This is a genomic window from Bradyrhizobium sp. SUTN9-2 (assembly GCF_003122645.1).
Classification (GTDB): domain Bacteria; phylum Pseudomonadota; class Alphaproteobacteria; order Rhizobiales; family Xanthobacteraceae; genus Bradyrhizobium; species Bradyrhizobium yuanmingense.
Window position 1 is genome coordinate 4004258 of sequence record NZ_LAXE01000001.1, and the last position, 25812, is coordinate 4030069.

At 65.7% G+C, this 25812-nt stretch carries 25 protein-coding genes and 1 pseudogene; 16 read left to right on the forward strand and 10 right to left on the reverse strand.

Features of this window, described 5'->3' with window-relative positions; translation table 11 throughout:
- The first annotated feature begins 115 nt into the window (after nt 1-115).
- Nucleotides 116-889 (forward strand): SDR family oxidoreductase, encoded by a 774-nt coding sequence (locus tag XF30_RS18575; RefSeq protein ID WP_192893186.1) that lies wholly within the window; start codon nt 116-118, stop codon nt 887-889.
- Nucleotides 890-950: 61 nt separating this feature from the next.
- Here the strand turns inward: XF30_RS18575 and XF30_RS18580 are convergent, their stop codons facing one another.
- Nucleotides 951-1559, reverse strand: a complete 609-nt coding sequence (locus XF30_RS18580) for an FMN-dependent NADH-azoreductase (protein WP_109143506.1) — start codon at nt 1557-1559, stop codon at nt 951-953.
- Between the two features lie 83 nt (nt 1560-1642).
- Here XF30_RS18580 and XF30_RS18585 point away from each other — a divergent pair, with 83 nt between their 5' ends.
- Nucleotides 1643-2083: a winged helix-turn-helix transcriptional regulator gene (locus tag XF30_RS18585; RefSeq protein ID WP_109143507.1), complete on the forward strand. Its 441-nt coding sequence runs from the start codon at nt 1643-1645 to the stop codon at nt 2081-2083.
- Nucleotides 2084-2225: 142 nt separating this feature from the next.
- Here the strand turns inward: XF30_RS18585 and dprA are convergent, their stop codons facing one another.
- The gene (gene dprA, locus XF30_RS18590; RefSeq protein WP_109143508.1) at nt 2226-3368 is read right to left on the reverse strand and encodes a DNA-processing protein DprA; all 1143 of its coding nucleotides are present in this window, start codon (nt 3366-3368) and stop codon (nt 2226-2228) included.
- Nucleotides 3369-3459: 91 nt separating this feature from the next.
- Between dprA and XF30_RS18595 the strand changes: the two genes are divergently transcribed.
- Nucleotides 3460-4704, forward strand: coding sequence for an amidase (locus tag XF30_RS18595; RefSeq protein ID WP_036025548.1), 1245 nt, complete (start codon nt 3460-3462; stop codon nt 4702-4704).
- Here XF30_RS18595 and XF30_RS18600 read toward each other — a convergent pair.
- The 4 genes from XF30_RS18600 to XF30_RS18620 all read right to left on the reverse strand — a co-directional run bounded on the left by XF30_RS18600 (nt 4696) and on the right by XF30_RS18620 (nt 9095).
- Nucleotides 4696-5886, reverse strand: a complete 1191-nt coding sequence (locus XF30_RS18600; protein ID WP_192893187.1) for a patatin-like phospholipase family protein — start codon at nt 5884-5886, stop codon at nt 4696-4698. The genes XF30_RS18595 and XF30_RS18600 overlap by 9 nt on opposite strands.
- A gap of 310 nt (nt 5887-6196) precedes the next feature.
- On the reverse strand, nt 6197-6793 hold the full coding sequence (gene plsY / locus XF30_RS18610) for a glycerol-3-phosphate 1-O-acyltransferase PlsY (protein ID WP_036015094.1): 597 nt from the start codon (nt 6791-6793) through the stop codon (nt 6197-6199).
- Between the two features lie 47 nt (nt 6794-6840).
- Entirely contained in the window at nt 6841-8142 is a 1302-nt protein-coding gene (locus XF30_RS18615) for a dihydroorotase (RefSeq protein ID WP_036015131.1), read from the reverse strand.
- 5 nt (nt 8143-8147) lie between these two features.
- On the reverse strand, nt 8148-9095 hold the full coding sequence (locus XF30_RS18620) for an aspartate carbamoyltransferase catalytic subunit (RefSeq protein ID WP_036015092.1): 948 nt from the start codon (nt 9093-9095) through the stop codon (nt 8148-8150).
- A gap of 225 nt (nt 9096-9320) precedes the next feature.
- Here XF30_RS18620 and XF30_RS18625 point away from each other — a divergent pair, with 225 nt between their 5' ends.
- From XF30_RS18625 to XF30_RS18640, 4 genes are read left to right on the forward strand one after another with little or no spacing between them, the layout of a single operon-like run.
- Entirely contained in the window at nt 9321-10667 is a 1347-nt protein-coding gene (locus tag XF30_RS18625; protein WP_158284392.1) for an NADase-type glycan-binding domain-containing protein, read from the forward strand.
- Nucleotides 10664-11437, forward strand: a complete 774-nt coding sequence (locus tag XF30_RS18630; RefSeq protein WP_109143512.1) for a M15 family metallopeptidase — start codon at nt 10664-10666, stop codon at nt 11435-11437. Before XF30_RS18625 ends, XF30_RS18630 begins: the two co-directional genes overlap by 4 nt.
- A gap of 20 nt (nt 11438-11457) precedes the next feature.
- On the forward strand, nt 11458-13101 hold the full coding sequence (locus XF30_RS18635) for an acyl-CoA dehydrogenase family protein (protein WP_109143513.1): 1644 nt from the start codon (nt 11458-11460) through the stop codon (nt 13099-13101).
- Between the two features lie 23 nt (nt 13102-13124).
- Nucleotides 13125-13889 carry a CPBP family intramembrane glutamic endopeptidase gene (locus XF30_RS18640; protein WP_109143514.1) on the forward strand — a complete coding sequence of 255 codons (765 nt, stop codon included), beginning with the start codon at nt 13125-13127 and terminating at the stop codon, nt 13887-13889.
- Nucleotides 13890-14018: 129 nt separating this feature from the next.
- Here the strand turns inward: XF30_RS18640 and XF30_RS18645 are convergent, their stop codons facing one another.
- Complete coding sequence (locus XF30_RS18645; RefSeq protein WP_109143515.1) at nt 14019-14942, reverse strand: AEC family transporter; 924 nt, start codon at nt 14940-14942, stop codon at nt 14019-14021.
- 3 nt (nt 14943-14945) lie between these two features.
- Nucleotides 14946-15437 carry a Holliday junction resolvase RuvX gene (ruvX, locus tag XF30_RS18650; protein WP_036025537.1) on the reverse strand — a complete coding sequence of 164 codons (492 nt, stop codon included), beginning with the start codon at nt 15435-15437 and terminating at the stop codon, nt 14946-14948.
- Between the two features lie 47 nt (nt 15438-15484).
- Between ruvX and XF30_RS18655 the strand changes: the two genes are divergently transcribed.
- Nucleotides 15485-15700 (forward strand): hypothetical protein, encoded by a 216-nt coding sequence (locus tag XF30_RS18655; RefSeq protein WP_036039246.1) that lies wholly within the window; start codon nt 15485-15487, stop codon nt 15698-15700.
- 58 nt (nt 15701-15758) lie between these two features.
- Here XF30_RS18655 and XF30_RS18660 read toward each other — a convergent pair whose 3' ends face one another.
- Together XF30_RS18660 and XF30_RS18665 are read right to left on the reverse strand one after the other, a co-directional pair.
- Nucleotides 15759-16694, reverse strand: a complete 936-nt coding sequence (locus tag XF30_RS18660; protein WP_036025535.1) for a cyclase family protein — start codon at nt 16692-16694, stop codon at nt 15759-15761.
- 200 nt (nt 16695-16894) lie between these two features.
- On the reverse strand, nt 16895-17785 hold the full coding sequence (locus tag XF30_RS18665; RefSeq protein ID WP_109143516.1) for a LysR family transcriptional regulator: 891 nt from the start codon (nt 17783-17785) through the stop codon (nt 16895-16897).
- A gap of 99 nt (nt 17786-17884) precedes the next feature.
- Between XF30_RS18665 and XF30_RS18670 the strand changes: the two genes are divergently transcribed.
- The 8 genes and pseudogenes from XF30_RS18670 (at nt 17885) to XF30_RS18710 (ending at nt 25783) form a co-directional block, all read left to right on the forward strand.
- Entirely contained in the window at nt 17885-18928 is a 1044-nt protein-coding gene (locus XF30_RS18670; RefSeq protein WP_109143517.1) for an NAD(P)H-dependent flavin oxidoreductase, read from the forward strand.
- A 118-nt stretch (nt 18929-19046) separates the two neighbouring features.
- The gene (locus tag XF30_RS18675; protein ID WP_109143518.1) at nt 19047-20123 is read left to right on the forward strand and encodes an NAD(P)H-dependent flavin oxidoreductase; all 1077 of its coding nucleotides are present in this window, start codon (nt 19047-19049) and stop codon (nt 20121-20123) included.
- Between the two features lie 76 nt (nt 20124-20199).
- Complete coding sequence (gene gatC, locus XF30_RS18680; protein WP_025036738.1) at nt 20200-20487, forward strand: Asp-tRNA(Asn)/Glu-tRNA(Gln) amidotransferase subunit GatC; 288 nt, start codon at nt 20200-20202, stop codon at nt 20485-20487.
- Between the two features lie 14 nt (nt 20488-20501).
- Nucleotides 20502-20714: a hypothetical protein gene (locus XF30_RS18685; protein WP_109143519.1), complete on the forward strand. Its 213-nt coding sequence runs from the start codon at nt 20502-20504 to the stop codon at nt 20712-20714.
- Nucleotides 20711-22186 (forward strand): Asp-tRNA(Asn)/Glu-tRNA(Gln) amidotransferase subunit GatA, encoded by a 1476-nt coding sequence (gatA, locus tag XF30_RS18690; RefSeq protein ID WP_109143520.1) that lies wholly within the window; start codon nt 20711-20713, stop codon nt 22184-22186. The genes XF30_RS18685 and gatA overlap by 4 nt, the downstream gene beginning before the upstream one ends.
- A pseudogene (locus XF30_RS18695) lies at nt 22177-22478 on the forward strand (hypothetical protein). The gene gatA and the pseudogene XF30_RS18695 overlap by 10 nt, the downstream one beginning before the upstream one ends.
- Nucleotides 22475-23953: an Asp-tRNA(Asn)/Glu-tRNA(Gln) amidotransferase subunit GatB gene (gatB, locus tag XF30_RS18700; protein ID WP_109143521.1), complete on the forward strand. Its 1479-nt coding sequence runs from the start codon at nt 22475-22477 to the stop codon at nt 23951-23953. Before XF30_RS18695 ends, gatB begins: the two are co-directional and overlap by 4 nt.
- 1563 nt (nt 23954-25516) lie before the next feature.
- The gene (locus XF30_RS18710; RefSeq protein ID WP_036025525.1) at nt 25517-25783 is read left to right on the forward strand and encodes a hypothetical protein; all 267 of its coding nucleotides are present in this window, start codon (nt 25517-25519) and stop codon (nt 25781-25783) included.
- Nucleotides 25784-25812: the final 29 nt, after the last annotated feature.

The following is a 25812-nucleotide window of genomic DNA, read 5'->3' on the forward strand; positions in this document are numbered from 1 at the left end:
CGTCCCTTCGCATTCACACGCCGCCAGCGCCGATCACGCGCTTGTGTGGTTGCATCATAAAACCAAATGGCCTAGATGGCAACTTAGTTTCATTATGCAACTACTGGAGGCGAGCGTGAGACTGAAGGACAAGACGGCCCTGATCACCGGCGGCAATAGCGGCATCGGGCTGGCGACGGCAAAACTGTTCGTGGCCGAGGGCGCCAAGGTGGTGATCACCGGGCGCAACAAGGAGACGCTGGCGGCGGCCGCGAAGGAGCTCGGGCCGAACGCGCTCGCGCTGCCAGCCGACGCGACGGACATCGCGGCGACGGAAGCGGCGATCAAGCAGGGCGCCGAGAAGTTCGGCAAGTTCGACATCGTGTTCGCCAATGCCGGCATCGCCGGCGGCACGCCGCTGGGATCGGCGACACCAGAGGTGTTCGAGAAGGTGATCAGCACGAACCTCACCGGCGTGTTCTTCACCGTTCAATCCGCGCTGCCCCATCTCAACGACAACGCCTCGATCATCCTCAACGGCTCGGTGATCTCGGTGCTCGGCATTCCCGGCTACTCGGCCTATGGCGCGGCGAAGGCCGGCGTGCGGGCGATGGCGCGGATCATGGCTTCAGAACTGTCGCCGCGCGGCATCCGCGTCAACGTGGTCGCGCCGGGTGCGATCCGCACCCCGATCTGGGGGCCTGCGACCGCGACACCGGAAGCCGAGAAGGCGTTCGAGAAGCGGATCGCGCTGTCGACGCCGCTCGGCCGCCTCGGTGAAACCGATCACGTGGCGAAGACGGTGCTGTTCCTCGCCTCCGACGATTCCGCGCATGTGCAGGGCCAGGAAATCTTCGTCGACGGCGGCGCGGTGGCCTCGCCGAGCGGCGCGCCGATCTATCGCGGCTGATCAAATCAAGCGAACCTGCTCGGGCGCAACATTCGCGTTGCGCCCGAAGTGTTAGCTGCGGCTAGGCCGCGCTCAGGCTTGTTGCCGATTGGAGCGCACCAGCGATCGCCTTCTCGCGGTGCTCCGGCCCGAGTTGGATGCCGTCGGCCGGGATGAATTCGACGCTGGTGATACCCATGAAGCCGAACACCCAGCGCAGGTAGGTTTCGAGATGCTCGCCGGCTGCGTAAGGCGTCTCTGCTCCGTAGTGGCCGCCGCGCGAGATGGCCACGATCACCCGCTTGCCGCCGGCGAGCCCCTCCGGCCCGGCCGCGCCGTACTTGAAAGTTTTTCCCGCCACCAGGATGCGGTCGATCCAGGCCTTGAGCTGGCTCGGAATAGTGAAATTGTACATGGGCGCGCCGATCACGACGATGTCGGCGGCCAGGAACTCCTCCAGCGCCGCGGCGCTTGCGGCAAGGTCGGGCCCAAGCTCCGCCGGCGTGGCGGCGCCTTGCGCGGCGGCGAGGTGCGAGCCGGAGAGGTGGGCTAGCGGTGTCTGGGTCAGGTCGCGGTAGACGACTTGAAGCGAGGGCGTCGCCTGCCGGAGCCGGTCGACGATGGCGGCGGAAACCTGCCGGCTGACGGAGTGGGGGCCGAGCACGCTGGAGTCGACATGGAGGAGTTTCATGTGGGGTCACCCTGGTATAAGTTTGTAACCAGCGCTACATGTGTGACTATCGAAATCCCCGCAAGAACGCACTTTTTTGAGCCATGGGCACATCATTGAAACCTGCGCACACCGAATTGCCCGCACCGCCGCGGCCAAATCCGAGACTGGATACCAGGCCCATGCCGGATCCCAACCATGCGGACTGCCGTGGGGTCGCCTCCGTGCTGTCCCGCGTCGGCGACAAATGGAGCGTGTTCGTCATCATGATGCTGAGCGACGGGCCAAAGCGCTTCAACGAGCTCAAGCGCATGATCAACGGCATCTCGCAGCGGATGTTGACCCTGACGCTGCGCGGCCTCGAGCGCGACGGCCTCGTCACGCGCACGATCTTTCCGACCATCCCGCCGCGGGTGGATTATGAGCTGACCGATCTCGGCCGCGGCCTATCGCGCCCCGTCGAGGCGCTCGGCAAATGGGCGAAGGAGCATCTGGATCAGATCGAGGCCGCGCGCACGAAGTTCGACCAGCGTAACGACGGCTAGCGTTGCGCCTCGATAGTTCATCCCGTCATTCCGGGGCCTGAGCGAAGCGAGGGAGCCCGGAATCCATTTGGCCACAGATCAAGTGGATGAATGGATTCCGGGCTCGCGACTTCGTCGCGCCCCGGAATGACACCTGGGGAGGCTAAACCAGCGACACCATCCCGCCGCCGTGGCGTTCGAGCTTGCCGGCGAGCTCGAGCTCCAGCAGCACGGTGCGCACGATCGCAGGCGAGGCGCCGGACATCCGGACGAGGTCGTCGATTGTAACAGGGGCCGGGCCGAGCAGGGCGGTGATCTGGTCGCGATCATGGCTTTGCGGATCGCTCTCGAACCGCTCGCTGTCGGGCTCGCCCACGGGATGCATCAGCGGCCGCTCCATGATCGGCTGAACCGCGTTGACGATGTCGGCAGCTTCCGTGACGAGCGTTGCGCCCTGCTTGATCAGGTCGTTGGTGCCGGCGGCGCGCGGATCCAGCGGCGAGCCCGGGACGGCGAACACTTCGCGGCCCTGTTCGGCCGCCATGCGTGCTGTGATCAGCGAGCCCGAGCGGTGCGCCGCCTCGACCACGACGACGCCGAGCGAAGCGCCCGAGATCAATCGGTTGCGCCGGGGAAAGTCGCGGGCGCGCGGCTCATGGCCGAGCGGCATTTCGGAGATCGCAGCGCCGGCGTGGTCGAGGATCGCGGCGAGCAGGTCGCCATGCTCGGGCGGATAGATGCAGTCGTGGCCGCCGGCGAGCACCGCGATCGTGCCGCTCTCGACGCTGGTGCGATGCGCGGCCTGGTCGACGCCGCGGGCGAGCCCGGAGATGACCACGAAGCCGGCTTCGCCGAGCTCGCGCGCGAGCTGGCCGGCAAATTTGAGGCCGGCGCCGGAGGCGTTGCGTGAGCCGACGATCGCGATCATCGGCCGCATCAGGGATTTGGTGTCGCCGCGCACCGCGAGCAGCGGCGGCGCATCGTCGATCATCGCCAGCCGCTCCGGATAGCCGTCCTCGCCGGGCGCGCGCCAGGCGATGCCGAACTTGCGGCTCGCGGCGAGCTCGGCCTTTGCTTCATCCGCGCTGCAGATGCGCGCCGATCGCGCCGCGCCGCCGCGGCGGGCGAGATCGGGCAGCCGCTCCAGCGCGGCGCGCGGGCTGCCGAAATGATCGACCAGCGAGCGGAAGGTGCGCGGCCCGACATTGTCGGAACGGATCAGCCGCAGCCGGTCGATCCGCTCAGCCTCGGTCAGCTCCACGCTTGAATTGATGGCGTCCACGGCGTCTCCTTGCAGGGACAGCATGGAACAACCAGAGGGCGTTGCGCAACAGGGACGTGCGCTTGCACGACCTCGCTGCGATGCTAAAAGCGATGCCAATAAGAAGGATGTTGTCATGATCTCACTCGCCGACCTCCAGCGCCGCATTGAAGCGGGGGAGCTTTCGCCCGACGCCGCCATCGCTCAGTCGCATGCGGCGATCGAAGCCAAGGAGAAGGACGTTCAGGCTTTCGTCCGGCACGACAAATCCGCGAGAGCGCAAGCCTCGGGCCCGCTGCGCGGGATTGCCGTCGGCATCAAGGACATCATCGACACCGCTGACATGCCGACCGAGATGGGCTCGGAGATCTATCGCGGCTGGCAGCCGCGCGCCGATGCGCCGGTCGTGATGATGCTGAAGCGAGCCGGGGCCACCATCATCGGCAAGACCACCACGACCGCGTTCGCCTCGAGCGATCCGACGCCGACGCTCAATCCGCACAATACGGCGCATTCGCCCGGCGGCTCGTCCGCGGGTTCGGCGGCGGCCGTCGGCGCCGGCATGATCCCGCTGGCGCTGGGCACCCAGACCGGAGGCTCGGTGATCCGGCCGGCGGCCTATTGCGGCGCTGCCGCGATAAAACCATCGTTCCGGATGCTGCCGACCATCGGCGTGAAGTGCTATTCGTGGGCCCTCGACACGGTCGGCCTGTTCGGTAGCCGCGCGGAAGATCTCGCGCGCGGATTGCTGGCGATTACCGGCCGCACTGAATTCGACGGCATCGGTCCAGCCAAGGCGCCGCGCATCGGCGTGGTCAGGCAGGAATTTGCCGAAGCCGTGGAGCCGGCGGCAGAGGAGGGTTTGCTGGCTGCGATCAAGGCGGCCGAGAAGGCCGGCGCCCGCGTGCAGATCATCGATCTGCCCGAGGCGGTCAAGGAAGCCTGGCGCATCCATCCCATCATCCAGAACTTCGAGGCGCATCGCGCGCTGGCCTGGGAGTTTTCCGAGCGTCACGACGAGATCGCGCCGCTGCTGCGCGCCAGCCTCGATGAGACGGTCGGACTGACATCGAAGGAATACGACGATGCGCGCCGCATCGCCCGCCGCGGCCGCCGCGAGCTCGGCGAGCTGTTCGAAGGGTTCGACGTTTTGCTGACCTATTCGGCGCCGGGCATAGCGCCAGCCAAGGAGCTCGCCTCGACCGGCTCGCCCCGTTACAACCGGCTGTGGACGCTGATGGGCAATCCTTGCGTCAATGTGCCGGTGCTGAAGGTTGGCGGCCTGCCTGTTGGCGTGCAGGTGATCGCGCGCTTCGGCAATGATCCTGTCGCGCTGACCTCTGCCTGGTTCCTGGAGGACGCGCTGGCGAAATCACGCTAGCGCAGGTTCGGAGGGAGCACGAGCCTGAGCGGGCGCTGAGCCGGCTCTTGCACGTTGTCCAAGCCAACGTTCCGCGGCCTCGCGACCGCTCCGGTGCAGCAGGCGAATGAAGCCGCGGCCGAGATCGGTGGATGAGCGCTGCGCCAGGCCGTCAACGGAGTCTTCCGCCGCGATCCTGGTGAGCCGCAGCGGAGAGGCCATGTGCGACTGCGCCCATTCGATCGCGGAGATCTCGGCATTGAGCGCGGCGTTCGCCGCGATCTGGTCGAGCCGGCGGTCGATCGCGGCGAGCGTGATCGGCACATAGCTGTCGCGCGTCGGCGTGACCTGGACCAGCAGCAGATCCGTTGCCGCGGTGTCCTGCACCAGGCGCAGCAGCGGCGGATTGCCGCCGAAGCCGCCGTCCCAATAGGCCTCGCCATCGATCTCGACCGCACAATGGACCAGCGGAGGGCAGGTCGAGGCCAGCGCGACGTCGGCGGTGATGGCCTCGTTGCCGAAAATCTGCTGCTGCCCGTCGCGGATCCGCGTCGCCGCGATCAGCAGTCTTGGGCCCCGCGCATGGCGCAGGACGGAAAAATTGATGTCGCGGGAGACCGCCTGCCGCAGCGGATCGAGATCGAACGGATCGAACTGCCCGGAGCGCAGGGTCGGGCCGAACGCGACCGAGCTTCCCGCCGGCGAAAAGCCGCCGATCAGCATCAGTGAGCGGAACGAGGCCTCGTGCATCAGCCGGACCCAGAACCGGTTCAGCCGGGAGCGTGCGCCTTCACGGCCGCCTTCGGCCAGGCCGCAAGCGAGGAGCAGCGCATTGATGGCGCCGGCGCTGGCGCCGCTGACGGTGTCGATCTCGATGGAGGTCTCTTCGAGCAGGCGCTCCAGCACGCCCCAGGTGAAGGCCGCAAAGGTGCCGCCGCCCTGCAGCGCCAGCGAAAGCTTTCGCGGCGGCCATTGCTCGGAACGCGCCCGCGCGGGCGCGACCGGTGCAGCCTTGGCGACGGCGACATCGAGCGGAGCGTCAGGCTTGACTGCAGGCTCCGGCTGCGGCGCTGGCCGTGCAGCGGGCGCGGGCAGCGGCGCGTCGGACCAGATATTGGTCGCCGAGAGCAGCCGGCTTGCTGCAGTGCCGGAAGCACCGAGCGAGCCGATCCCGTCATTCACGCCGACAATCTTCTCGCTCATTCTGAGCAACCGCCTAACGCCGTTTCCCGTATCAGGATGACAGGCATGGAACCAGTTCGCTACAGCCTGCCGTGACTCGCAGAAGAATTGCGAACAGGATTTGGCATATAATGCGGAAGGGGTGCGGCGGTATCCGTACTTTTTCCGACCTCAAATTCTTGTTTGAGGCGTTGTCGCGACGCGAACCGGAATCCAATTCGCTCGAAAACGCTCTAAAGCGCGATGCGATTAGGAATCGTCATCACGCTTTAGGTTATTGTTTGAGCATGATCTTTTCGGAAGACCGCTACGCACTTTTCCGGATCATGCTCTAGGCCTTCTCGCCGATCCGGCTTTCCTTGCCCGCTTGCAGGCGCTTGATGTTCTCGCGATGCGCGTAGAACAACAGCAGGGTCAGCACGGCGGCGAGCGCCGACAATGCGAGATGACCGAACCACCAGAGGAACATCGGTGTGATGAACGCCGCCACCAGCGCCGAGAGCGAGGAATAGCGGGTGGTGAAGGCGGTCGCCAGCCAGAGCAGGCAGAACACGACGGCGCCCGGCCAGAACAGCCCCAGCAGGATGCCGATATACACCGCGACGCCCTTGCCGCCTTTGAACTTCAGCCAGACCGGGAAGAGGTGGCCGAGGAAAGCGCCGAGCCCGGCTACCATTGCGGCGTAGGGGCCTGCGATGTAGCCGGCGATCACCACCGCCACGGTGCCCTTGAGCGCGTCGAACAGCAGGGTTCCCGCGGCGAGGCTCTTGCGTCCGGTGCGCAGCACGTTGGTGGCGCCGATGCTGCCGGAGCCGATCGAGCGGATATCCTGGGTGCCCGCGAGCCTGGTCAGGATCAGCCCGAACGGAATCGAGCCGAGGAGATAGCCGATGACGAAAGCCACCGGCAGAAACGGTTCAAGCGCCATGGCGGCATCTCCAAAGGCCCATTCTCCACGTCGAACGAAGCCGCACGTCAGACATGCTCATATACCGTTCGTCCGCCGACAATGGTGCGCACCACCCGGCCTGTAAAGCGGGCCTCGTCGAACGGGGTGTTCTTGCAGGGCGACTTGAGGTCGGCGGGATCGACCACCCAGGGCACGTCGGGGTCGATCACGATGACATCCGCGGGGCTGCCGGCGCGAAGGGTTCCGCCCGACAGGCCGAGTAGCTCGGCCGGGCGGGTCGACATGGCGCGGATCAGCGTCTTCAGCTCGATCTCGCCATTGTGCACCAGCCGCAGGCCGGCCGGCAGCATGGTCTCGAGCCCGACGGCGCCGGGCGCGGCTTCCGCGAACGGCAGGCGCTTGCCCTCGACGTCCTGCGGATTGTGGTCGGACATGATGACATCGAGCAGACCGGAGCCGATCGCCGCCACCAGGGCGCGGCGGTCGTCCTCGGTGCGCAGCGGCGGCGACAGCTTCAGGAACGAACGGTAAGGACCGATGTCGTTCTCGTTCAGCGCCAGATGATTGATCGAGACCGAGGCGCTGACGGCGAGCCCGGCATCGCGCGCGCGCTGAAGGATGTCGAGGGAATCGATGCAGGTCAGCGACGCCGCGTGGTAGCGGCCGCCGGTGAGGGCGACGAGGCGCAGATCGCGCTCCAGCATCACGGCTTCGGCGGCATTCGGGATGCCCATCAGGCCGAGCCGCGAGGCAAACTCGCCCTCATTCATCACGCCTTCGCCGACAAGATCGGGGTCCTCGGTGTAATGCACGATCAGCGCGTCGAAATCGCGCGCATAGGTCAGCGCGCGGCGCATCACCTGCGCATTGGTCACGCTTCTGGCGCCATCGCTGAAGGCGACGGCGCCAGCGGCTTTGAGCAGGCCGAACTCGGTCATCTCCTGGCCGTGCATGCCCTTGGTGAGGGCGGCCATCGGCTGGATGTTGACGATCGCGGTGTCGCGGGCGCGGCGCATCACAAAGTCGACCGTTGCCGAATTGTCGATCACCGGCGAGGTGTCGGGCTGGCAGATGATGGTGGTGATGCCGCCGGTCGCGGCCGCCTGGCTCGCGGTGGCAAAGGTCTCGCGGTGGCTGAAGCCGGGTTCGCCGACGAAGGCGCGCATGTCGATCAGGCCGGGTGCGACGATCTTGCCGGAGCAATTGACGATGTCGGTGCCCTCGGGGACGCCGGCAGCGCCGATGCCGCGGCGGGTCTCGCGAATGCTGCCGTCGGCGATCAGGACGTCGCCTACCCCGTCGAAATCCCTGGAGGGATCGACGACGCGGGCATTGGCCAGCAGGATGGGGCGGCGATCGGTCAGCATCGGCATCACGCGTTCGGCAGGTTACGGGCGAGCGCTTCCAGCACCGCCATGCGCACGGCGACGCCCATCTCCACCTGCTCGCGGATCAGGGATTGCGCACCGTCGGCGACCGCGGTGTCGATTTCGACGCCGCGGTTCATGGGGCCGGGATGCATCACGAGCGCGTCCGGCTTGGCATAAGCGAGCTTCTTCTGGTCAAGCCCGAAATAGTGGAAGTATTCGCTCGACGAGGGCACGAAGGAGCCGTTCATGCGCTCGCGCTGCAGCCGCAGCATCATGACGATGTCGGCGCCGTTGAGACCCTCGCGCATGTCGCGCGCGACCTCGACGCCCATCCGCTCGATGCCCGGCGGCAGCAGCGTGGAGGGCCCGACGACGCGGACGCGGGCGCCCATGGTGTTGAGCAGGATGATGTTGGAGCGGGCGACGCGCGAATGCATCACGTCGCCGCAGATCGCGACCACGAGCCCCTCGATCCGACCCTTGTTGCGGCGGATGGTGAGCGCGTCGAGCAGCGCCTGGGTCGGATGCTCGTGCGCGCCGTCGCCGGCATTGATCACGGAACCGTCGACCTTGCGGGCCAGCAGTTCCACCGCGCCGGAGGCGTGATGGCGCATCACCAGGATGTCCGGGTGCATCGCATTGAGCGTCATCGCGGTGTCGATCAGTGTCTCGCCCTTCTTGATGGACGAGGAGGCGACCGACATGTTCATGACGTCGGCGCCCAGCCGCTTTCCCGCAAGCTCGAACGAGGACTGGGTCCGGGTGGAGGCCTCGAAGAACAGGTTCACCTGCGTCCGTCCGCGCAGGACGGTGCGCTTCTTGTCAACCTGGCGGTTGAGCTCGACATATTCTTCGGACAGGTCGAGGAGGCCGCTGATGTCGGCCGCGGAAAGGCCCTCGATGCCCAGCAAATGCCGGTGGCCGAGGACGAAGGTCGATTTCGATGTCATTAAAAGCAGAGCTATAGGGGCGGACGGCGGGGGGAGCAAGCTTCAAATCCCGCCGCCGGACTTATCCACGGCGCTTTGCGGCGGAGGCGGCGCCGCCAGCCGGTGTTCGGGGCAGCCGCTTTGCGCTAGACTCGCAACATTGGTTGCGTCACGGGCTGGATCATGACGGGCACGCGGTATTTTAATCGACTGGCGCGCAATGTTGCTGCGCTCGCGACCGCGTGCATGGCTGGCCTTGCGACCCCGGCTTGGGCCGAAAAACGCGTCGCACTCGTGATCGGCAACGATCTCTATCCGAACCTGCCGGCCGACCGGCAATTGAAGAAGGCCGCCAATGACGCAACGACCGTCGCCGACGCGCTGAGGTCGCTCGGGTTCGACATCGTGCTCGGGACCAATCTTGGCCGCCAGGGCATGATCGACCGGCTTGCGGATTTCACGTCGCGGCTCGAGCCGGGCGATACCGCCGCCGTTTTCTATGCCGGACACGGCGTTGCGATCGCAGGCGTGAACTACCTCGTGCCGAGCGACGTTCCCACCGTGAACGAGGGCGCCGAGGCGCGGGTGCGCGGGGCCTCGATCGCCGAGCCCGACGTGATCGCGGAGCTTCAGGCCAAGGCAGTGCGGGTCGCCTTCGTCGTCATCGATGCCTGCCGTGACAATCCGTTTCCGCGCGCCGCGGGACGTTCGATCGGGAACACGCGGGGGCTTGCTGACGCCCGGCCCGCGCGCGGGATCTTCACGCTCTATTCCGCAGGCATCGGCCAGACCGCGCTCGACCAGCTGGGCAGCAACGATACGGCGCACAATTCGGTGTTCACGCGGATATTCGTCGAGCAGCTCAAGCGGCCCGAGCTGCATCTCGGCGACCTCGCGGTCGAGGTGCGCGAGCGCGTGGCGGCGCTGGCGCTGACGGCGACGGATGCCGGAGGACAAGCAGCACCGCACGAGCAGACGCCCGCCTATTACGACCAGACGCTCGGCGGGCGCATCTTTCTCTGGAATGCGGAATCGTCGAACGGGGCGCCGAAAGTGGCGGGCATGCTGGTGAAGCCGCCGACAAGGCCTGCGGTCGCGGAGCGCGCCACCATGCGTCCGCCGCGTCCCTCCGCGGCAGGCGAAAGCTGCGCCCGCAGCGGCTTCGAGACCTATTGCGTCAGCTCGATGCTGAAGCCGCAATTCGGCAATTCATACGGCGCAGCGAATTTGTTCGACGCCTCGACGGGGACGGCCTGGGTCGAGGGCGCATCCGGCAACGGCGTCGGCGAGTGGATCACCATCGAGTTCGAAACCGTGCGGCGGGTCAGGTCGATCCACGTGCAGAACGGCTACCAAAAAAGCCGCGACATCTTCGCCAAGAACAACAGGGTCCGCCAGATCCGCGTGCTGTTCTCGGGCGGCGAGTCGCAGACCTTCGTTCTCGACGACAAGCTGTCGGCGCAATTGCTGATGTTGCGGCCACCGGTGTCGGCCCATTGGATGCAGTTCATCATCGACGATGTCTGGGCCGGCAACAAATATACGGACACCGCGATCACGAAACTTCTGGTCAACTCGGATCCGGTGCAATGACCGCAAGGACCGGAACCGCGGCGCGCGTCGCGCTTGTCGTGCTGCTCGCACTATCGTTTCTCGTTCCCGTGCGGGCGCAGAGCTTGCCCGGTGACTTCGTCTATCTGCGCGATATCGATCCCAGCATCATCCAGGATATCCGTTACGCCACGTCGAACAATTTCGTCGGCCGTCCGCTCGCCGGCTACCAAGCAGGCGAATGCGTGGTGAAGCGCGAGGTGGGGCTGCGGCTGAAAGCGGTGCAGCAGGAGCTGGCGGCGCAAAATCTCTCGCTCAAGATGTTCGACTGCTACCGGCCGGCGCGGGCCTCGCTCGACATGGTCAAGTGGTCGCAGAACGGCCGCGAGACGGCGTCGGAGCGGCGCTACAATCCGAAGATCCCCAAGACCGAGCTGTTCCGCCTCGGCTACATTGCGAGCCGCTCTCAACATTCGACCGGTGCGGCGCTCGATCTCACGCTGGTCGATCTCAGGGCGGACAATTCTGCCAAATATGATCCAGCCAAGACCTATGCGGATTGCACGGCGCCGGTCGAGGCGCGGGCGCCCGAGGGCAGCGTCGACATGGGCACAGGCTACGACTGTACCGACCCGAAGGGGCACACTGCGGCACCATCGATCACTCCGGAGCAGCGCGCCTGGCGCAAGCGGCTGGTGGCTGCGATGGCCAGGCAAGGCTTTGTGAACTATTCGAAGGAGTGGTGGCATTTTTCGCTGCCGGGGGCAGGCGGGGCGGCCTATGATTTCCCGATCCAGCCGCGACGGAACTGATTCCGCGCCGAGGACGCAAAATGACCCAGCCCACATTTGCGACCCACGAGGTCTTCAACCAGTCGCCGCCGTTCGAGGACGTCGATCTTTTCGCCGTGGACCGGCCGCTGGTCGAGGCGGTCAGGTCCAATGGCGGCGCAGCGGCGGAGCGGGAACTGTCGGAGTTCGGCCGGCATTGGGGCTCGGCAGCAATGGCCGATCGCGGGCGCCTTGCGAACGAGAACACGCCGAAGCTGCGCAGCTTCGATGCCAAAGGCAATCGCCGCGACCAGGTCGAGTTTCATCCCGCCTATCACGAGCTGATGGCGCACAGTGCGCATGCGGGCGTGCACAATTCTACCTGGACTGGGGATGGCAAGCCGGCGGGCGATGGTGCCGAGGTCATTCGCGCCGCAAAGTTCTACATGGCTGCGCAAGTCGAGACCGGCCACCTTTGTCCGATCACGATGACGCGCGCTTCCGTCGGGGCCCTGGCGCTACAGCCCGACTTGCTCGCGCGGGTGATGCCGGTGCTGTCGACCAAGAGCTACGATCCGAGCTTTGCGCCGTGGTGGGGCAAGCGCGGCATGACGCTCGGCATGGGCATGACCGAGAAGCAGGGCGGCACCGACGTGCGCGCCAACATGACGCGTGCGGTGCGCGACGGGGACGGCTATCGCATCACCGGCCACAAATGGTTCATGTCGGCGCCGATGTGCGATGCTTTCCTGGTGCTGGCGCAGGCCGAAGGCGGGCTGACCTGCTTCTTCATGCCGCGCTTCGCGCCGGACGGATCGGTCAACGCCATTCAGTTCCAGCGGCTGAAGGACAAGCTCGGCAACCGCTCCAATGCCTCGTCCGAGGTCGAATTCACAGGCGCCTATGCCGAAAGGGTCGGCGAGGAAGGCAAGGGCATCCGCACCATCATCCAGATGGTGCAGCTGACGCGCCAGGATTGCGCGATCGCCTCCGTCGGCCTGATGCGCTCGGGGCTTGCGCATGCGCTGCACCACGCCCGGCATCGCAGCGTGTTCCAGAAGCATCTGGCCGATCAGCCCCTGATGCAGGCCGTGCTGTCGGACATGGCGCTGCATGTGGAGGCGAGCACGGCGCTAGTGATGCGGCTCTGCCGCGCCTTCGACCGCACGCCGCACGATGCGGCGGAGGCGGCCTATATACGGCTGCTCACGCCCGCGATCAAATACTGGACCTGCAAGAGCGCGCCGCCGTTCCTGTTTGAGGCGATGGAGTGCCTCGGCGGCAACGGTTATGTCGAGGACGGCATTCTGGCGCGCCATTATCGGGAGTCGCCGGTCAACGCGATCTGGGAGGGCTCGGGCAACGTGATGTGCCTCGACGTGCTCCGCGCGCTCTCGCGCGAGGGCGAGGCGGCGACGGCGGTGCTGCAAGCGCTGGCGGCCGAGACCAAGGGGCTGCCGGGGGCGGGCGAGGCGGCCAGCTTCATCGGCAAGACGTTTCGGCGCGCCGACGGCGAGCGCGTCGCGCGGCTTGCGGTTGAGAAGCTGGCATTGCTGGCCGCGACCGCCGCGCTCAATGGCGTGTCGCCGCGCCAGGCCGAATTGTTTGCCGCGACCCGCCTCGCGACGAACCATGCCGGTATGTACGGCGCGGTCGAGCTCGACAGCGCCGCCGTGCGCGCGCTGCTGGAGCGGGCGCTGCCGTGAATCTCCAAAACGAAAGCCAGCTGATGGACTCCCTCAATCCCGATCATCCGACGCTGACCGCGACGCCGGCGGCGCCGCGTGTCTGGAAGTTCTGGGGCACGGCGGTGTGGGGCCTCTTCATCTTCGTTGCGATGTTCGTCGGGCAGATCGGCGCCGTCCTTCTGCTGGCGGCGCAGCGTGGTCTACCCATGGACCTCGCTTCGCTGCAGGTCGTCGGCCGCGAGCCCCAGACGCTTGCGCTCTCGGTCATCATGGGCTTGCCGGCGACACTGGCCGCGGTCTGGCTCGCCATTCGCATCAAGAAAGCTTCGTTCATCGATTATCTCGCGCTGCATTGGCCGTCCTGGAAGCAGCTGCTGTTCGGCGCCGTCGGCCTCATCCTGATCGTGCTGCTCTGGGAGACGATGTCGCGCGCCCTCGGCCGCGAGGCGACGCCGGGCTTCATGACCGATCTGTTGAAAACGGGCCGCGACAAGGGCGCCGCGCTGCTGCTGCTGGCCGCATTCGCGGTGGCGGCGCCGATGTCGGAAGAGGTTCTGGCGCGAGGCTTCCTCTATCGTGGCTGGTCGGCGAGCTTCCTGCGCGCACCCGGCGCGATCCTGATGTCGTCGCTGGTGTGGACAATCGTCCATCTGCAGTACGACATGTACTTCCTCGCCGAAGTTTTTGCCATCGGCCTGTGGTTCGGCTACATGCGCTACCGCTCCGGCTCGCTGTGGCTCACGATCGTGCTGCATGCGCTGAACAATCTCACCGCGGTGGTGCTGACGATGTGGCTGGGGAGCTAGGCCGCAACTTCGTCATTGCGAGCGCAGCGAAGCAATCCATAATCTCTCCGCCGCGGCAGTCTGGATTGCTTCGTCGCAAGAGCTCCTCGCAATGACGAGGTCAGAGAGGTGCGCTCGAATTGACGAGTGCTAAGCCGCCAGGGCGATCGCGATCGGCATCGTGATGGCTGCAAAGATCGTCTGCAGCGTGATGATCTGCGCCAGCAGCGGGGCGTCGCCGCCCATCTGGCGGGCGAGGACATAGGCGCTGGACGAGGTCGGCACCGCCGAGCAGATCGCCACGATCGCCAGGCTGTTGCCGGAAAGCCCGAACCAGAGACCGAGACCCATCGCGAGCGCGGGCATCAGCAAGAGCTTGAACACGACGCCGACAGCTGCGCCGAGGCTTGGACGGAAGAGCCCTTCGAGATGCAGTCCTGCGCCGGTGACGAGCAGTCCGATGGCGAGGGAGGAACTGCCGAGCGCGTCTGCAACCTCATGCCAGAGCCTTGGCAGCGGCAGATGGGTGACATTGACAGTAAGGCCGATGACGCAGGCCCAGATCAAGGGATTGCGCACCAACGTCATGAAGATGGCGCGGCCGGATTGCTTTTCCGGCGATGCGTAACGAGCGAGCACCGACACGCTGAACACGTTGACGAGCGGGATGATCGCCACCATCGCAACGGAGGCGAGCGCCAGCCCGACATCGCCGAACAGATTGGCGGCGATCGACAGCGCAACGAAGGTCTGCCAGCGCGTCGCCCCCTGGAAGATCGAGGTGAAGGCGGGGCCGTCGATGCCGAGCCGCGACAGGGCGGGGCGCAATGCGAGGCACAACAGCGACATCGCCAGTGCCGACAGCAGCAGCGCGCCGCCGACGCCGGCGACCGGCACCTTGGAGAGGTCGGCTTTTACCAGGGTCTGGATCAGCAGCATCGGAAACAACACGAAATAGGTCAGCTGCTCCAACCCGTGCCATTGCGTGTCGAGTCGCATCAGGCTGCGCTTCAGCACGATGCCGAGCACGATCAGGATGAAGACCGGCAGCAGCGCCGCGATGACGACGGCCATGGATCAGTCCGGTCCCGGGCTCGTGCGAAGATTGGCAAGGCGATCGAGCGCGCCTTGCAGGATGAAGATCGCGGCGTGCTCGTCGATCACCTCGGCGCGCTTGGCGCGGCTGACGTCCATGCCGATCAGCTCGCGCTCGACCGCCGCGGTCGAAAGACGTTCGTCCCAGAGACCGATGGGCAGCGCGGTCAATCCGGCCAGATTGCGCGCGAAGGCGCGGGTCGATTGTGCGCGCGGGCCTTCGCTGCCGTCCATGTTGATGGGCAGGCCGAGCACGAAGCCGACCACCTTGCGCTCGGTGGCGATGGCCAGCAGCCTGGCGGCATCCTGCTTGAACTGCTTGCGCTGGATCGTCTCGACTCCGGTCGCCAGCCGCCGGTCCGGGTCGGACACCGCAACGCCGATGGTCTTCGTGCCCAAATCGAGGCCGACCAGCGCGCCGCGCGCGGGCCAGTGGGTTGCAGCATCGATGAGAGGCAGGATAGGAGCCGGCATGGCTTTAGCGCATATCATGCGTCGCGCTGCGGGGTGAACTGATAACCATGGATGCACTGACACTATTCGGCCTGTTTGCCGTGACGGCGATGCTGGTCTGCTATGCCCTGGAGGATCGCAGCCACTGGTTCGTGCTGCTGTTCGCGGCGTCCTGCGCGCTGGGGTCGGCCTATGGCTTCCTGCAAGGCGCCTGGCCGTTCGGCCTGGTCGAGGCGATCTGGGCCATCGTGGCATTGCGGCGGTGGCAGGTGAGGCCGCGGTGACGGAGGGGTGGGCGAGGGGCCTGCCGCGCGGCAAGCGGCTCCTCGCCCGGTTTTCAGCTCAGCGGATCGCGATCGGGTTGATCATGGCCTGAACGGCGCCGGTCCAGCGCGGCTGGCCCAGCACGAACAGGAATTCATAGCCCTTGTCGCGCGCGAGCGCGGCGGTATCCATGTTCTCGAGGATGTAGGTCCCGTTCATCGCGAGCAGGATCTGATGCACCTCGAACACGGTCTTGCCTTCGAACGGCAACACCTCGAGCCCCCAGGTGTCGGCGCCGACCGCGACGACGCCCTTGCCGGCGAGGTACTTCGCGCCTTCGACGCCGAGGCCGGGCTCGCCGGCCGAGTAGCGTTTGTCGTCCTTGCCGATCAGGCTGAGCCAGCCGGTATGGAAGATGACGACATCGCCCTGGCGGATCTCGACGTTCTGCTGCTTGGCGGCTTCCTCGATCTCCTTGACGTTGAAGGCGGTGCCTTCCTTCACCACGTCGGTCTTGAAATAGGCGGCCATGTCGAGCAGCACGCCGCGGGCGACCATCGGCGGCACCTTCTCGATGCCGAGCTTCTTCAAGCCATTGGGATCGGCGAAATCGGCCAGCTTGTTGCCGTTGTAGTAGACGTGCTCGACGCCGAGATGGCCGAGCCCGTCGAGCTGACTGCCGATGCCGACCCAGCTGTCGAGGATGTCATCGTTGTAAGTGGCCTTGTTCGGACCGAGACCCGGGGTGCCGGCCTGTCCGGGCTGCACGATGGTGAGCTTGAAGGTGCGCGGCGGGTAGGCGGGCGTCTGCGGCGTGACGGGGATGCCGAGGGCGTAGGTCTTGCCGGTCTTCACCAGCGATGCCGCCTTCACAACGAGCTCGGGCGTCATGTAGTTGGCGGCGCCGATCTCGTCGTTCGGCCCCCATTTCGATTTGGTCCAGTCCTGTGCGCTTGCAGTTCCTGAAATCGCCGACAACGCAGCGACGCAGCACAACACGAGCGTATTGCGCATCAATAGTCCTCCCGATGTTTTCTGCCGGTGTTTGGCTTCGTTTATGGTTTCGCGCTGGCCAGTCACTTATCCTAACGTAGAAGAAGCGCGGGCTTCAAAGCTTTTCGAAGTGCTGCGCTGCGATGGCAGGGCGCAGCGCGAATCGATTCAAACGCGATGGATTTGTGACGAATTTCGTAGCGTGGAACGTTGGCGCTCCGTCATGCTGCGATGACGTCCTCGTCCTTCTTCAGGCAATCGGCAAAACCGCTCAGCGCACTGTATTGATGTCCGGCGCGGCGCTGGATGAAGAGTGTCTCGACACGTGCATGTGACGGGCTCAGCGTGTGGACGGCGACGGCGCCGTTCATCGCGCTGCGTTCCACAACGGCGCGCGGCAGCAGCGTCACGCCCATGTCGGCGGCGACGCAGCCGATCATGCCGTCGAGCGTGCCGAGCTCGAAGCGTGCCGCCGACGGCCAGCCGAATTCGACGAAGATCTGTTCGAGCCGCTGGCGATAGGTGCAGCCGGTGCGGAACACCAGCGCGGTCGGACCCGACTCGGGCGTGCCGGCGCGCAGCTCGGCGAGCGAGGCCCAGCGGCGCGCGCTGACCAGCACCAGCTCTTCGCCGAACAAGCTCGTCGCTGTGAGGTCGTCATGCGCGATGGGCCCGGCGATGAAGGCGCCGTCGAGCGTGCCGTCGAGCACGAGTGCGACGAGGTCGGCGGTCGGTGCGGTGCGCAAGGAAAGACGCACGGCAGGGAAGCGGCGGTGGAAATCAGCGAGCAGCGGCGGCAATCGCACGGCTGCCGTGGTCTCCATCGATCCGATCGCGAGCGGTCCTTTCGGCTCGCCATCGTCGCGCGCGGCGAGCAAGGCTTCGCGCGACAGCGCTGCCATCTTTTGCGCATAGGGGAGGAGGCGCTTGCCGGCGCCGGTCAGCGTCATGCCGCGCGAGTGCCGCTCGAACAGCGGCGTGCCGATCTCCGCCTCCAGCGCCTTCACGCGCTGGGTGACGTTCGACTGCACGGTGTTGAGCTCTTCGGCGGCGCGGGTGATGCCGCCGGTGCGGGCGACGGCGGCGAAGGTCTTGATATCGCTGAGTTCCATGGTGTCGTTTCGCTTTTGAGATGGCAGCGTTCGCAACAATTCAATTTTCGAGAATGCTAGTCGCGCCTAGTCTCGCTGTCCAGATCGGGGAGGAGCCGTATGCCGATGACGACGTCGCTGACCACGCTGCTGGGGATCGAGCATCCGATCCTGTTGGCGCCGATGGATGTCATTGCCGGCAGCCGCCTGGTCGCGGCGGTGAGCCGCGCCGGCGGGTTCGGCATTCTTGGCGGCGGCTATGGCGAGCGGGTCTGGCTGGAGCAGGAGACGGCGAAGCTCGCCGACCTCAGTGCACCGTTCGGGATCGGCTTCATCACCTGGAGCCTCGCCAAGCAGCCCGAGCTTCTCGATGTCGCGCTCGCTGCAAAACCAGTTGCGATCATGTTGTCGTTCGGCGATCCCGCGCCGTTCGCGCCCAAGATCAAGTCCGCCGGCGCGCGCCTGATTTGCCAGGTGCAGGACGAAGCGATGGCGCGGCAGGCGCTCGATGCCGGTGCTGACATCCTGATTGCGCAAGGCACGGAGGCGGGCGGTCATGGCGCTTCGCGCACCACTGTCGATCTCGTGCCCGCCATCGTCGATCTCGTCGCGGGGCACGTTCCAGTGGTGGCGGCTGGCGGCATCGCGGATGGGCGCGGCCTAGCGGCCATGATGATGCTGGGCGCGAGCGGCGTGCTGCTCGGCACGCGCTTCTATGCCAGCCAGGAGGCCGACGGTGCGGAGGAGGCCAAGCGCCGCATCTGCGCGGCGAACTCCGGTTCGACCGTGCGCGGCATCCTCTTCGATCTCTCCCGCAACAATGTCTGGCCGGCGCCGTTTACCGGGCGGTGCCTGGTCAACGATCATGCCAAGCGCTGGATCGGCCGCGAGGTCGAGCTGATGCAGAATGTTGCCGCAGTCGCTTCCGAGTATGCGGCAGCAAGGGCGGCGGGCAATTTCGATGTCGCGGCCGTGATCGCCGGCGAGGCGGTTGGGTTGATTCATGATATCCCACCGGCGGCGGAGATCGTCGAGCGGATTGCGGCGGAGGCGGAGCAGTTGCTGGCAGGACGCCGGAATTCAGCGAGAGGTGTTCTTCCTTCTCCCCTTGTGGGAGAAGGTGGCGCGCAGCGCCGGATGAGGGGTTCTTTCCGCGGAGAGTGAAGTCAAATCTGAGAGGTCTGCTTCCGCGGATGCAAACCCCTCACCCGTCTCGCCGCTATCGCGGCGATCCACCCCCTCCCACAAGGGGAGAGGGAAGAGCGAATGCGAGGCAAGCATCATGTGGCCTGACCGTCGACTGATCGATCTCTTCAAGACCGAATTTCCGATCGTGCTGGCGCCGATGGCTGGCGTGATGGATGCGGAGCTGGTGATTGCGGCTGCGCAGGGCGGGGCGCTGGGGTCGCTGCCGTGTGCGATGATCTCGCCGGAGAAGGCGCGCGAGCAGGTTGGTCTCATCCGCCAGCGCGTCAAGGCGCCGGTCAACATAAACTTCTTCTGCCATACGCCGGTCGATCTGACGCGCGAAGCCGAGGCGCGGTGGAAGCAGCGGCTCGCAGGGTACTATTCCGAGCACGGTCTCGATCCCTCCGCGCCGATCGCGGCTGCGAACCGCGCGCCGTTCGATGCAGCGTTCTGCGAAGTGGTCGAGGAGCTGAAGCCGGAGGTCGTCAGCTTCCATTTCGGCCTGCCGGAGCAAGCGCTGCTGCGGCGCGTCAAGGCGGCGGGTTGCCTCGTCATCTCGTCCGCGACGACGGTGAAGGAGGCGGTCTGGCTGGAAGAACACGGCGTCGATGCCGTGATTGCGCAAGGTGCCGAGGCGGGCGGCCATCGCGGCATGTTCCTGACCGACAAGATCGCCGAGCAGCCCGGCACCTTCGCGCTGGTGCCGCAGGTCGTCGATGCCGTGAAGGTGCCGGTGATCGCGGCGGGCGGCATCGCCGACGGACGCGGCATTGCCGCAGCCTTCGCCCTCGGTGCCGCCGGCGTGCAGATCGGCAGCGCCTATCTGCGCTGCCCGGAATCCAAGCTCAGCGCGGGCGGCCGCAAGGCGCTGGCCGAGGCGCGGGACGATTCCACCGTCATCACCAATGTCATGACCGGCCGGCCTGCGCGCGGGGTGCAGAACCGGCTGATGCGCGAGGCCGGTCCGATCTCGCCGGATGCGCCGCCGTTTCCCCACGCCGCGACGGCGCTGGGGCCGCTGAAAGCGGCTGCCGAAAAGCAGGGCAGGGTGGATTTCACCAATCTCTGGGCAGGGCAGGCCGTTGCGTTGGGCCGCGAGCTTCCCGCCGCCGAATTGACCCGGGACCTGGCCAAATCGGCGCTGGGGCGCATGAAGGCCCTCGCCGGATAGGGGGAAGCGCCGGTTGCGGCGCAAAACCGGCCTCTGCTATACGGCACATAGGTTTTGCCGTAAGAGGCCTTATATCATGTCCGTCGACGCCGCTACCGTCCGCCGCATCGCGCATCTGGCGCGCATTGCGGTTTCCGAGGACGAGGTTCCGCATCTGCAGGGCGAGCTCAACGCCATGCTCGCTTTCGTCGAGCAGCTCTCGGAGGTCAATGTCGAGGGCGTGGAGCCGATGACCTCGGTCACCCCGATGCAGATGAAGAAGCGGCAGGACGTGGTCGACGACGGCGGGATCGCCGACGATATCGTTGCCAACGCGCCCGCGACCGAAGGTCACTTCTTCCTGGTGCCGAAGGTCGTTGAATAAACAGGTTAGGTCCGATGTGCCTGCTTTGCGACGATGAGAAGGCCTATCAGGCCTACATGAACTACCTCGACAAGATGGAGCGGCAGGGCAAGGCTGCCGACCCCAATGTCGCCGTCAATGCCGTGCTCGACGAGCTCGAGGCGGCCGCGAAAGCCGCCGCCAAAAAGGACGACCCGGCCGACGACAAGACCCTGTCTCCGTTCTTCTGCAGCCCGATCAATAAATGACCGATTTGATATCGCTGACGCTCGCCGAGGCCCGCAAGGGTCTCGCGGCAAAAACTTTCACGTCGCTCGAGCTGACCGATGCGCATCTTTCCGCGATCGAGAAAGCGCGCGTGCTCAACGCCTTCGTGATGGAGACGCCGGATCAGGCGCGCGCCATGGCGCGCGAGGCGGACAGCAAGATCGCCAAGGGCGATGCGGGCCCGCTCGCCGGCATCCCGCTCGGCATCAAGGACCTGTTCGCGACCAAGGGCGTGCGCACCACGGCGTGCTCGAAGATCCTCGGCAATTTCGTGCCGACCTACGAGTCCACCGTCACCTCGCAGCTCTGGCGCGACGGCGCGGTGATGCTCGGCAAGCTCAACAATGACGAGTTCGCGATGGGCTCGGCGAACGAGACCTCGTGCTTCGGCCCCGTCGGCAATCCCTGGCGGCGCGAGGGCAGCAACACCACGCTGGTGCCGGGCGGCTCGTCCGGCGGCTCGGCCTCGGCCGTGGCGGCGCTGCTCTGCATGGGCGCGACCGCGACTGATACCGGCGGCTCGATCCGCCAGCCGGCCGCGTTCACCGCGACCGTCGGCATCAAGCCGACCTATGGCCGCTGCTCGCGTTGGGGCATCGTCGCCTTTGCCTCCTCGCTCGACCAGGCGGGCCCTATCGCGCGCAGCGTACGCGATGCCGCGATGCTGCTGCGCTCGATGGCCGGCCACGATCCCAAGGACACGACGTCGGTCGATATCCCCGTGCCGGACTACGAGGCGGCGATCGGCAAGTCCGTGAAGGGCATGAAGATCGGCATCCCCCGGGAGTATCGCCTCGACGGCATGCCGGCCGAGATCGAGAAACTGTGGAGTGAGGGCGCGGCGTGGCTGAAGGCGGCCGGTGCCGAGCTGGTCGAGGTGTCGCTGCCGCACACCAAGTACGCGCTGCCGGCCTATTACATCGTGGCGCCGGCAGAGGCCTCGTCCAACCTGGCGCGCTATGACGGCGTGCGCTACGGCCTGCGCGAGCAGGGTAAGAACATCATCGAGCTCTACGAGAACACCCGTGCGGAGGGATTTGGCGCCGAGGTGCGCCGCCGCGTCATGATCGGCACTTACGTGCTCTCGGCCGGCTATTACGATGCCTATTACCTGCGCGCGCAGAAGGTGCGCACGCTGATCAAGAAGGATTTTGAGGACTGCTTCGCCAAAGGCGTCGACGCCATCCTCACCCCGGCGACGCCGTCGGCGGCCTTCGGCATCGGCGAGAAGGGCGGCGCCGACCCGGTCGAGATGTATCTCAACGACATCTTCACGGTGACCGTGAACATGGCGGGCCTGCCCGGCATCGCGGTGCCCGCCGGCAAGGACGTGCAGGGCCTGCCGCTCGGGCTGCAATTGATCGGCCGTCCGTTCGATGAGGAGACGCTGTTCTCGCTCGGCGAGGTGATCGAGCAGGCCGCCGGCCGCTTCACGCCCGCGAGGTGGTGGTGAATGTCGCCGATTTCATCGCGAGTCTCGGCGGCGCGGCGCCCGCGCCGGACCTGAATGCGCCGCTCGCCGGCCTCTGGTGGGCGGCGAAGGGCGACTGGGACCGCGCGCACACGATCGTTCAGGACGAGAGCAGCCGCGAGGCCGCCTGGGTGCATGCCTATTTGCACCGCGTCGAGGCGATCTCGGCAATGCCGGCTATTGGTACCGCCAGGCGCGCCAGCCGGCGGCAAAGGATTCATTGGAAGCGGAGTGGGAGCGGATCGCTGCCACGCTGCTCGGGAGCAGGACATGAGCACGGCCACGCACAAGCTTCTCAAGGGCTCAACGGGTGACTGGGAGATGGTCATCGGCATGGAGATCCATGCCCAGGTGACCTCGAACGCCAAGCTGTTCTCGGGCGCGTCTACCGCTTTCGGCGGGGAGCCGAACAGCCACGTCTCGCTGGTCGACGTCGCGATGCCAGGCATGCTGCCGGTCATCAACGAGGAATGCGTCAGGCAGGCTGTCCGGACCGGGCTCGGCCTCAACGCGCAGATCAACCTGCGCTCGGTGTTCGACCGCAAGAACTATTTCTATCCGGACCTGCCGCAGGGCTACCAGATCAGCCAATACAAATCGCCCATCGTGGGCGAGGGTGAGGTAATCATCGATCTCGACGGCGGCAAGACGGCCACCATCGGTATCGAGCGGCTGCATCTGGAGCAGGATCCCGGCAAAATGCTGCACGACCGGTCGCCGTCGCTGTCCTACATCGATTTCAACCGATCTGGCGTGGCGCTGATGGAGATCGTCTCGAAGCCTGATATCCGCGATGCCGAGCAGGCCAAGGCCTATGTGACCAAGTTGCGCTCGATCATGCGCTACCTCGGCACCTGCGACGGTGACATGGAGAAGGGATCCTTGCGCGCCGACGTCAACGTCTCCGTGCGCAGGCCCGGCGCGCCGCTCGGCACCCGCTGCGAGATCAAGAACATGAACTCGATCGCCTTCATCGGCCAGGCGATCGAGTATGAAGCGCGGCGCCAGATTGAGATCCTGGAGGACGGGGGCGAGATCGAGCAGGAGACGCGCCGGTTCGATCCCAACAAGGGTGAGACGCGCTCGATGCGGTCGAAGGAGGAGGCGCACGACTATCGCTATTTCCCCGACCCCGACCTGTTGCCGCTGGAGTTCAGCCAGGAATTCGTCGACGCGCTGAAGGCGAAGCTGCCGGAGCTGCCGGACCAGAAGAAGGCGCGCTTCGTCGCCGATTTCGGCCTCTCGGCCTATGATGCGAGCGTGCTGGTCGCCGAGCGCGAGAGCGCGCTGTTCTACGAGACGGTGCTCGACAAGCTCGCCAACCGCGCCCGCGACGGCAAGATGGCGGCGAACTGGGTGATCAACGAGCTGTTCGGCCGTCTCAACAAAGAAGGCCGGGATATTACGGCCTCGCCCGTCAATGCCGGGCAACTGGCTGCGATCATCGACCTGATCGGCGAGGGTACGATCTCGGGCAAGATCGCCAAGGATCTGTTCGAAATCGTCTGGCAGGAGGGTGGCGATCCCCGCGCGCTGGTCGAAAGCCGTGGCATGAAGCAGGTCACGGATCTCTCAGCGATCGAAAAGGTGGTCGACGACATCATCGCGGCCAATCCCGACAAGGCGGCGCAGGTGAAGGACAAGCCGCAATCGCTCGGCTGGTTCGTCGGCCAGGTCATGAAGGCATCCGGCGGCAAGGCCAACCCGCAGAGCGTCAACGACCTGCTCAAGTCCAAGCTCGGCGTCTAAGCCTGACGCATTCGAACGAGGTGACGGACGCATTTCGTCACCTCGCTTTTGGTTCTCGCTGCGACGCTCGCGCGCATCCTCGACGGCAAACTTCATCCTGATCGACGGCGATGCGGCGGCCGAATCGCCGCCGCGCGATTCGCCCGAAACGGCGGCTTGAACGCGCTCCGGCGAGCGCCCGCGCCGTTAAGCATGAAAATATTTTCGTTGCCAAAAATCGCGACTCAGAGTCCGCGAAACGCCTTTGCGAGGCGACCGAACGATTGTCGATGCGCATCGCTGCGTTGGTCGCGCGCGATACGCGCGTGCGAAAAAATACTTGCTGCATAGTGTTTTCGTGCAATCGCATCGTTCGCGAACGTCGGCGATGCGAGCGCTCTGCATGATCGCAAGTGCACGTCGTACGAAGCGCCTGCGTCGCGCCCGCCAAGCGCAGGCGCCTTGCTGCGTCAACACTTCTTTAAGCGAGAAGCTGTTTTTTTCTTCGTGTTGGTGTATTCGGGATGAAGTGCATTCGATCCCCGAGTGCACGCAGCGATTAAAGCCATCTCACACATCGGAGGGCAACATGGCCAAGAAAGCGAAGAAGGCGAAGAAGGCGAAGAGCGCAGTGAAGAAGACTGCGAAGAAGACCCGCAAGGTCGCGAAGAAGAAGAAGTAACTTCGCTTCTGAAGTTGCCGGCTCCAGATAGCCGGCACGTCATCAGCGCCTCCTAGAGGTTCTGGTCGACGATAGAGGGTGTCGGCGAGACATCAGGTCAACGGTCGGACCGTTCTCTTTCGCGGTCCGGCAGAAGAAACGAGTTTTCTTCGTTCGGTGCGGTTCTCCTCAAACGGGCTCCGCAATTTCACGACAGGCCTTCGGGCCAAAGTGGAATCTGGTCCTGACGTGTTCGCCGACGCCCTCATTCCCTTGAAGCCGGGGCATTGCCGGCATTCCTCTCCCTCACATCGTTGATTTGACCGCGTCGCGTCCGAGCGCGCTTCTGTCATGCCGGCTTGGCTTGGAGAGGCAAGGCGGCCCGTGGCGTGATCGCGCGCCGTTTCGCCCAGCGGTGTCGCCGCCCGGCTCCGACGGGCCGATCCAGCACGCGCGGCTTGTCGTGGAACGATTGCGGCCGCTGGAATATTCGGTCACCCGCCTGCCACCTTCGCCGCTTCGGCGGCCCGAGACCGCATACCGTGGAAGCCTTGGCGTAGCGAGGGCGCGGGTGACGCCAGTTGAAGAAAAGCAACCACATGACCTGCGCCACCGCGCGCGATGGTTATCGATGTCCTGAAATCCCAGGGTAAACCGAATCTGACGAATGACAGAAGTCCCTGCGAATCATGGACTTCTTGAATTCTCGGCGCAGGAGGCGCGCGCCCGCGTTTACGTCTGCTTCATCGCGATGCTTAAACTGCCATTCAAATTTGCCCGCCATCATCGCCTCCAACAAGCCGGCAAACGGCGACGGGGAAGAGTTGAACAGTGCACGATCCCGTGACGGGTCATGCACATCAGAGGTTGGACGGGAGCCGCGCTCGGGGGACGAGGCGGCATAAGAACAAAGGGGATGCGTGATGTTTCAGGGTACTTTCGATCTGGAGACGGCGACGCCGGTCGATGCGAGCGCGCTGTCGGACGTGCTGTTCGAGCGCGGGATCTATTGGGCGAGCGGCCGCTCCGGCATCGTCGATCTCGTCGCCGCGCACAAATGGTTCAATCTCGCCGCGCTGAAGGGCCGCAAGGACGCCGTGGCGCTGCGCCAGGAAATCGCCGGGCAGATGTCGGAGGCCGAGATCTCCGTCGCGCAGCGTGAGGCGAGAGCCTGGGTCTGCGCGCACTGAGCGTCACTTCGCTTGGGAACCGGACCTTG

Excerpts from the sequence above, each read along its gene's own strand:
- gatB (WP_109143521.1), top strand. The coding sequence starts at position 22,475 with ATGAGCACGGCCACGCACAAGCTTCTCAAGGGCTCAACGGGTGACTGG.
- plsY (WP_036015094.1), bottom strand. The coding sequence starts at position 6,793 with ATGGCGCTTGAACCGTTTCTGCCGGTGGCTTTCGTCATCGGCTATCTC.
- XF30_RS18675 (WP_109143518.1), top strand. The coding sequence starts at position 19,047 with ATGTGGCCTGACCGTCGACTGATCGATCTCTTCAAGACCGAATTTCCG.
- XF30_RS18710 (WP_036025525.1), top strand. The coding sequence starts at position 25,517 with ATGTTTCAGGGTACTTTCGATCTGGAGACGGCGACGCCGGTCGATGCG.
- XF30_RS18620 (WP_036015092.1), bottom strand. The coding sequence starts at position 9,095 with ATGACATCGAAATCGACCTTCGTCCTCGGCCACCGGCATTTGCTGGGC.
- XF30_RS18640 (WP_109143514.1), top strand. The coding sequence starts at position 13,125 with ATGGACTCCCTCAATCCCGATCATCCGACGCTGACCGCGACGCCGGCG.
- XF30_RS18635 (WP_109143513.1), top strand. The coding sequence starts at position 11,458 with ATGACCCAGCCCACATTTGCGACCCACGAGGTCTTCAACCAGTCGCCG.
- XF30_RS18660 (WP_036025535.1), bottom strand. The coding sequence starts at position 16,694 with ATGCGCAATACGCTCGTGTTGTGCTGCGTCGCTGCGTTGTCGGCGATT.
- XF30_RS18595 (WP_036025548.1), top strand. The coding sequence starts at position 3,460 with ATGATCTCACTCGCCGACCTCCAGCGCCGCATTGAAGCGGGGGAGCTT.
- gatC (WP_025036738.1), top strand. The coding sequence starts at position 20,200 with ATGTCCGTCGACGCCGCTACCGTCCGCCGCATCGCGCATCTGGCGCGC.
- XF30_RS18580 (WP_109143506.1), bottom strand. The coding sequence starts at position 1,559 with ATGAAACTCCTCCATGTCGACTCCAGCGTGCTCGGCCCCCACTCCGTC.
- XF30_RS18655 (WP_036039246.1), top strand. The coding sequence starts at position 15,485 with ATGGATGCACTGACACTATTCGGCCTGTTTGCCGTGACGGCGATGCTG.
- XF30_RS18625 (WP_158284392.1), top strand. The coding sequence starts at position 9,321 with ATGGCTGGCCTTGCGACCCCGGCTTGGGCCGAAAAACGCGTCGCACTC.
- XF30_RS18685 (WP_109143519.1), top strand. The coding sequence starts at position 20,502 with ATGTGCCTGCTTTGCGACGATGAGAAGGCCTATCAGGCCTACATGAAC.
- XF30_RS18630 (WP_109143512.1), top strand. The coding sequence starts at position 10,664 with ATGACCGCAAGGACCGGAACCGCGGCGCGCGTCGCGCTTGTCGTGCTG.
- gatA (WP_109143520.1), top strand. The coding sequence starts at position 20,711 with ATGACCGATTTGATATCGCTGACGCTCGCCGAGGCCCGCAAGGGTCTC.
- XF30_RS18645 (WP_109143515.1), bottom strand. The coding sequence starts at position 14,942 with ATGGCCGTCGTCATCGCGGCGCTGCTGCCGGTCTTCATCCTGATCGTG.
- XF30_RS18670 (WP_109143517.1), top strand. The coding sequence starts at position 17,885 with ATGCCGATGACGACGTCGCTGACCACGCTGCTGGGGATCGAGCATCCG.
- dprA (WP_109143508.1), bottom strand. The coding sequence starts at position 3,368 with ATGCTGTCCCTGCAAGGAGACGCCGTGGACGCCATCAATTCAAGCGTG.
- XF30_RS18600 (WP_192893187.1), bottom strand. The coding sequence starts at position 5,886 with ATGAGCGAGAAGATTGTCGGCGTGAATGACGGGATCGGCTCGCTCGGT.
- ruvX (WP_036025537.1), bottom strand. The coding sequence starts at position 15,437 with ATGCCGGCTCCTATCCTGCCTCTCATCGATGCTGCAACCCACTGGCCC.
- XF30_RS18585 (WP_109143507.1), top strand. The coding sequence starts at position 1,643 with ATGGGCACATCATTGAAACCTGCGCACACCGAATTGCCCGCACCGCCG.
- XF30_RS18615 (WP_036015131.1), bottom strand. The coding sequence starts at position 8,142 with ATGCTGACCGATCGCCGCCCCATCCTGCTGGCCAATGCCCGCGTCGTC.
- XF30_RS18665 (WP_109143516.1), bottom strand. The coding sequence starts at position 17,785 with ATGGAACTCAGCGATATCAAGACCTTCGCCGCCGTCGCCCGCACCGGC.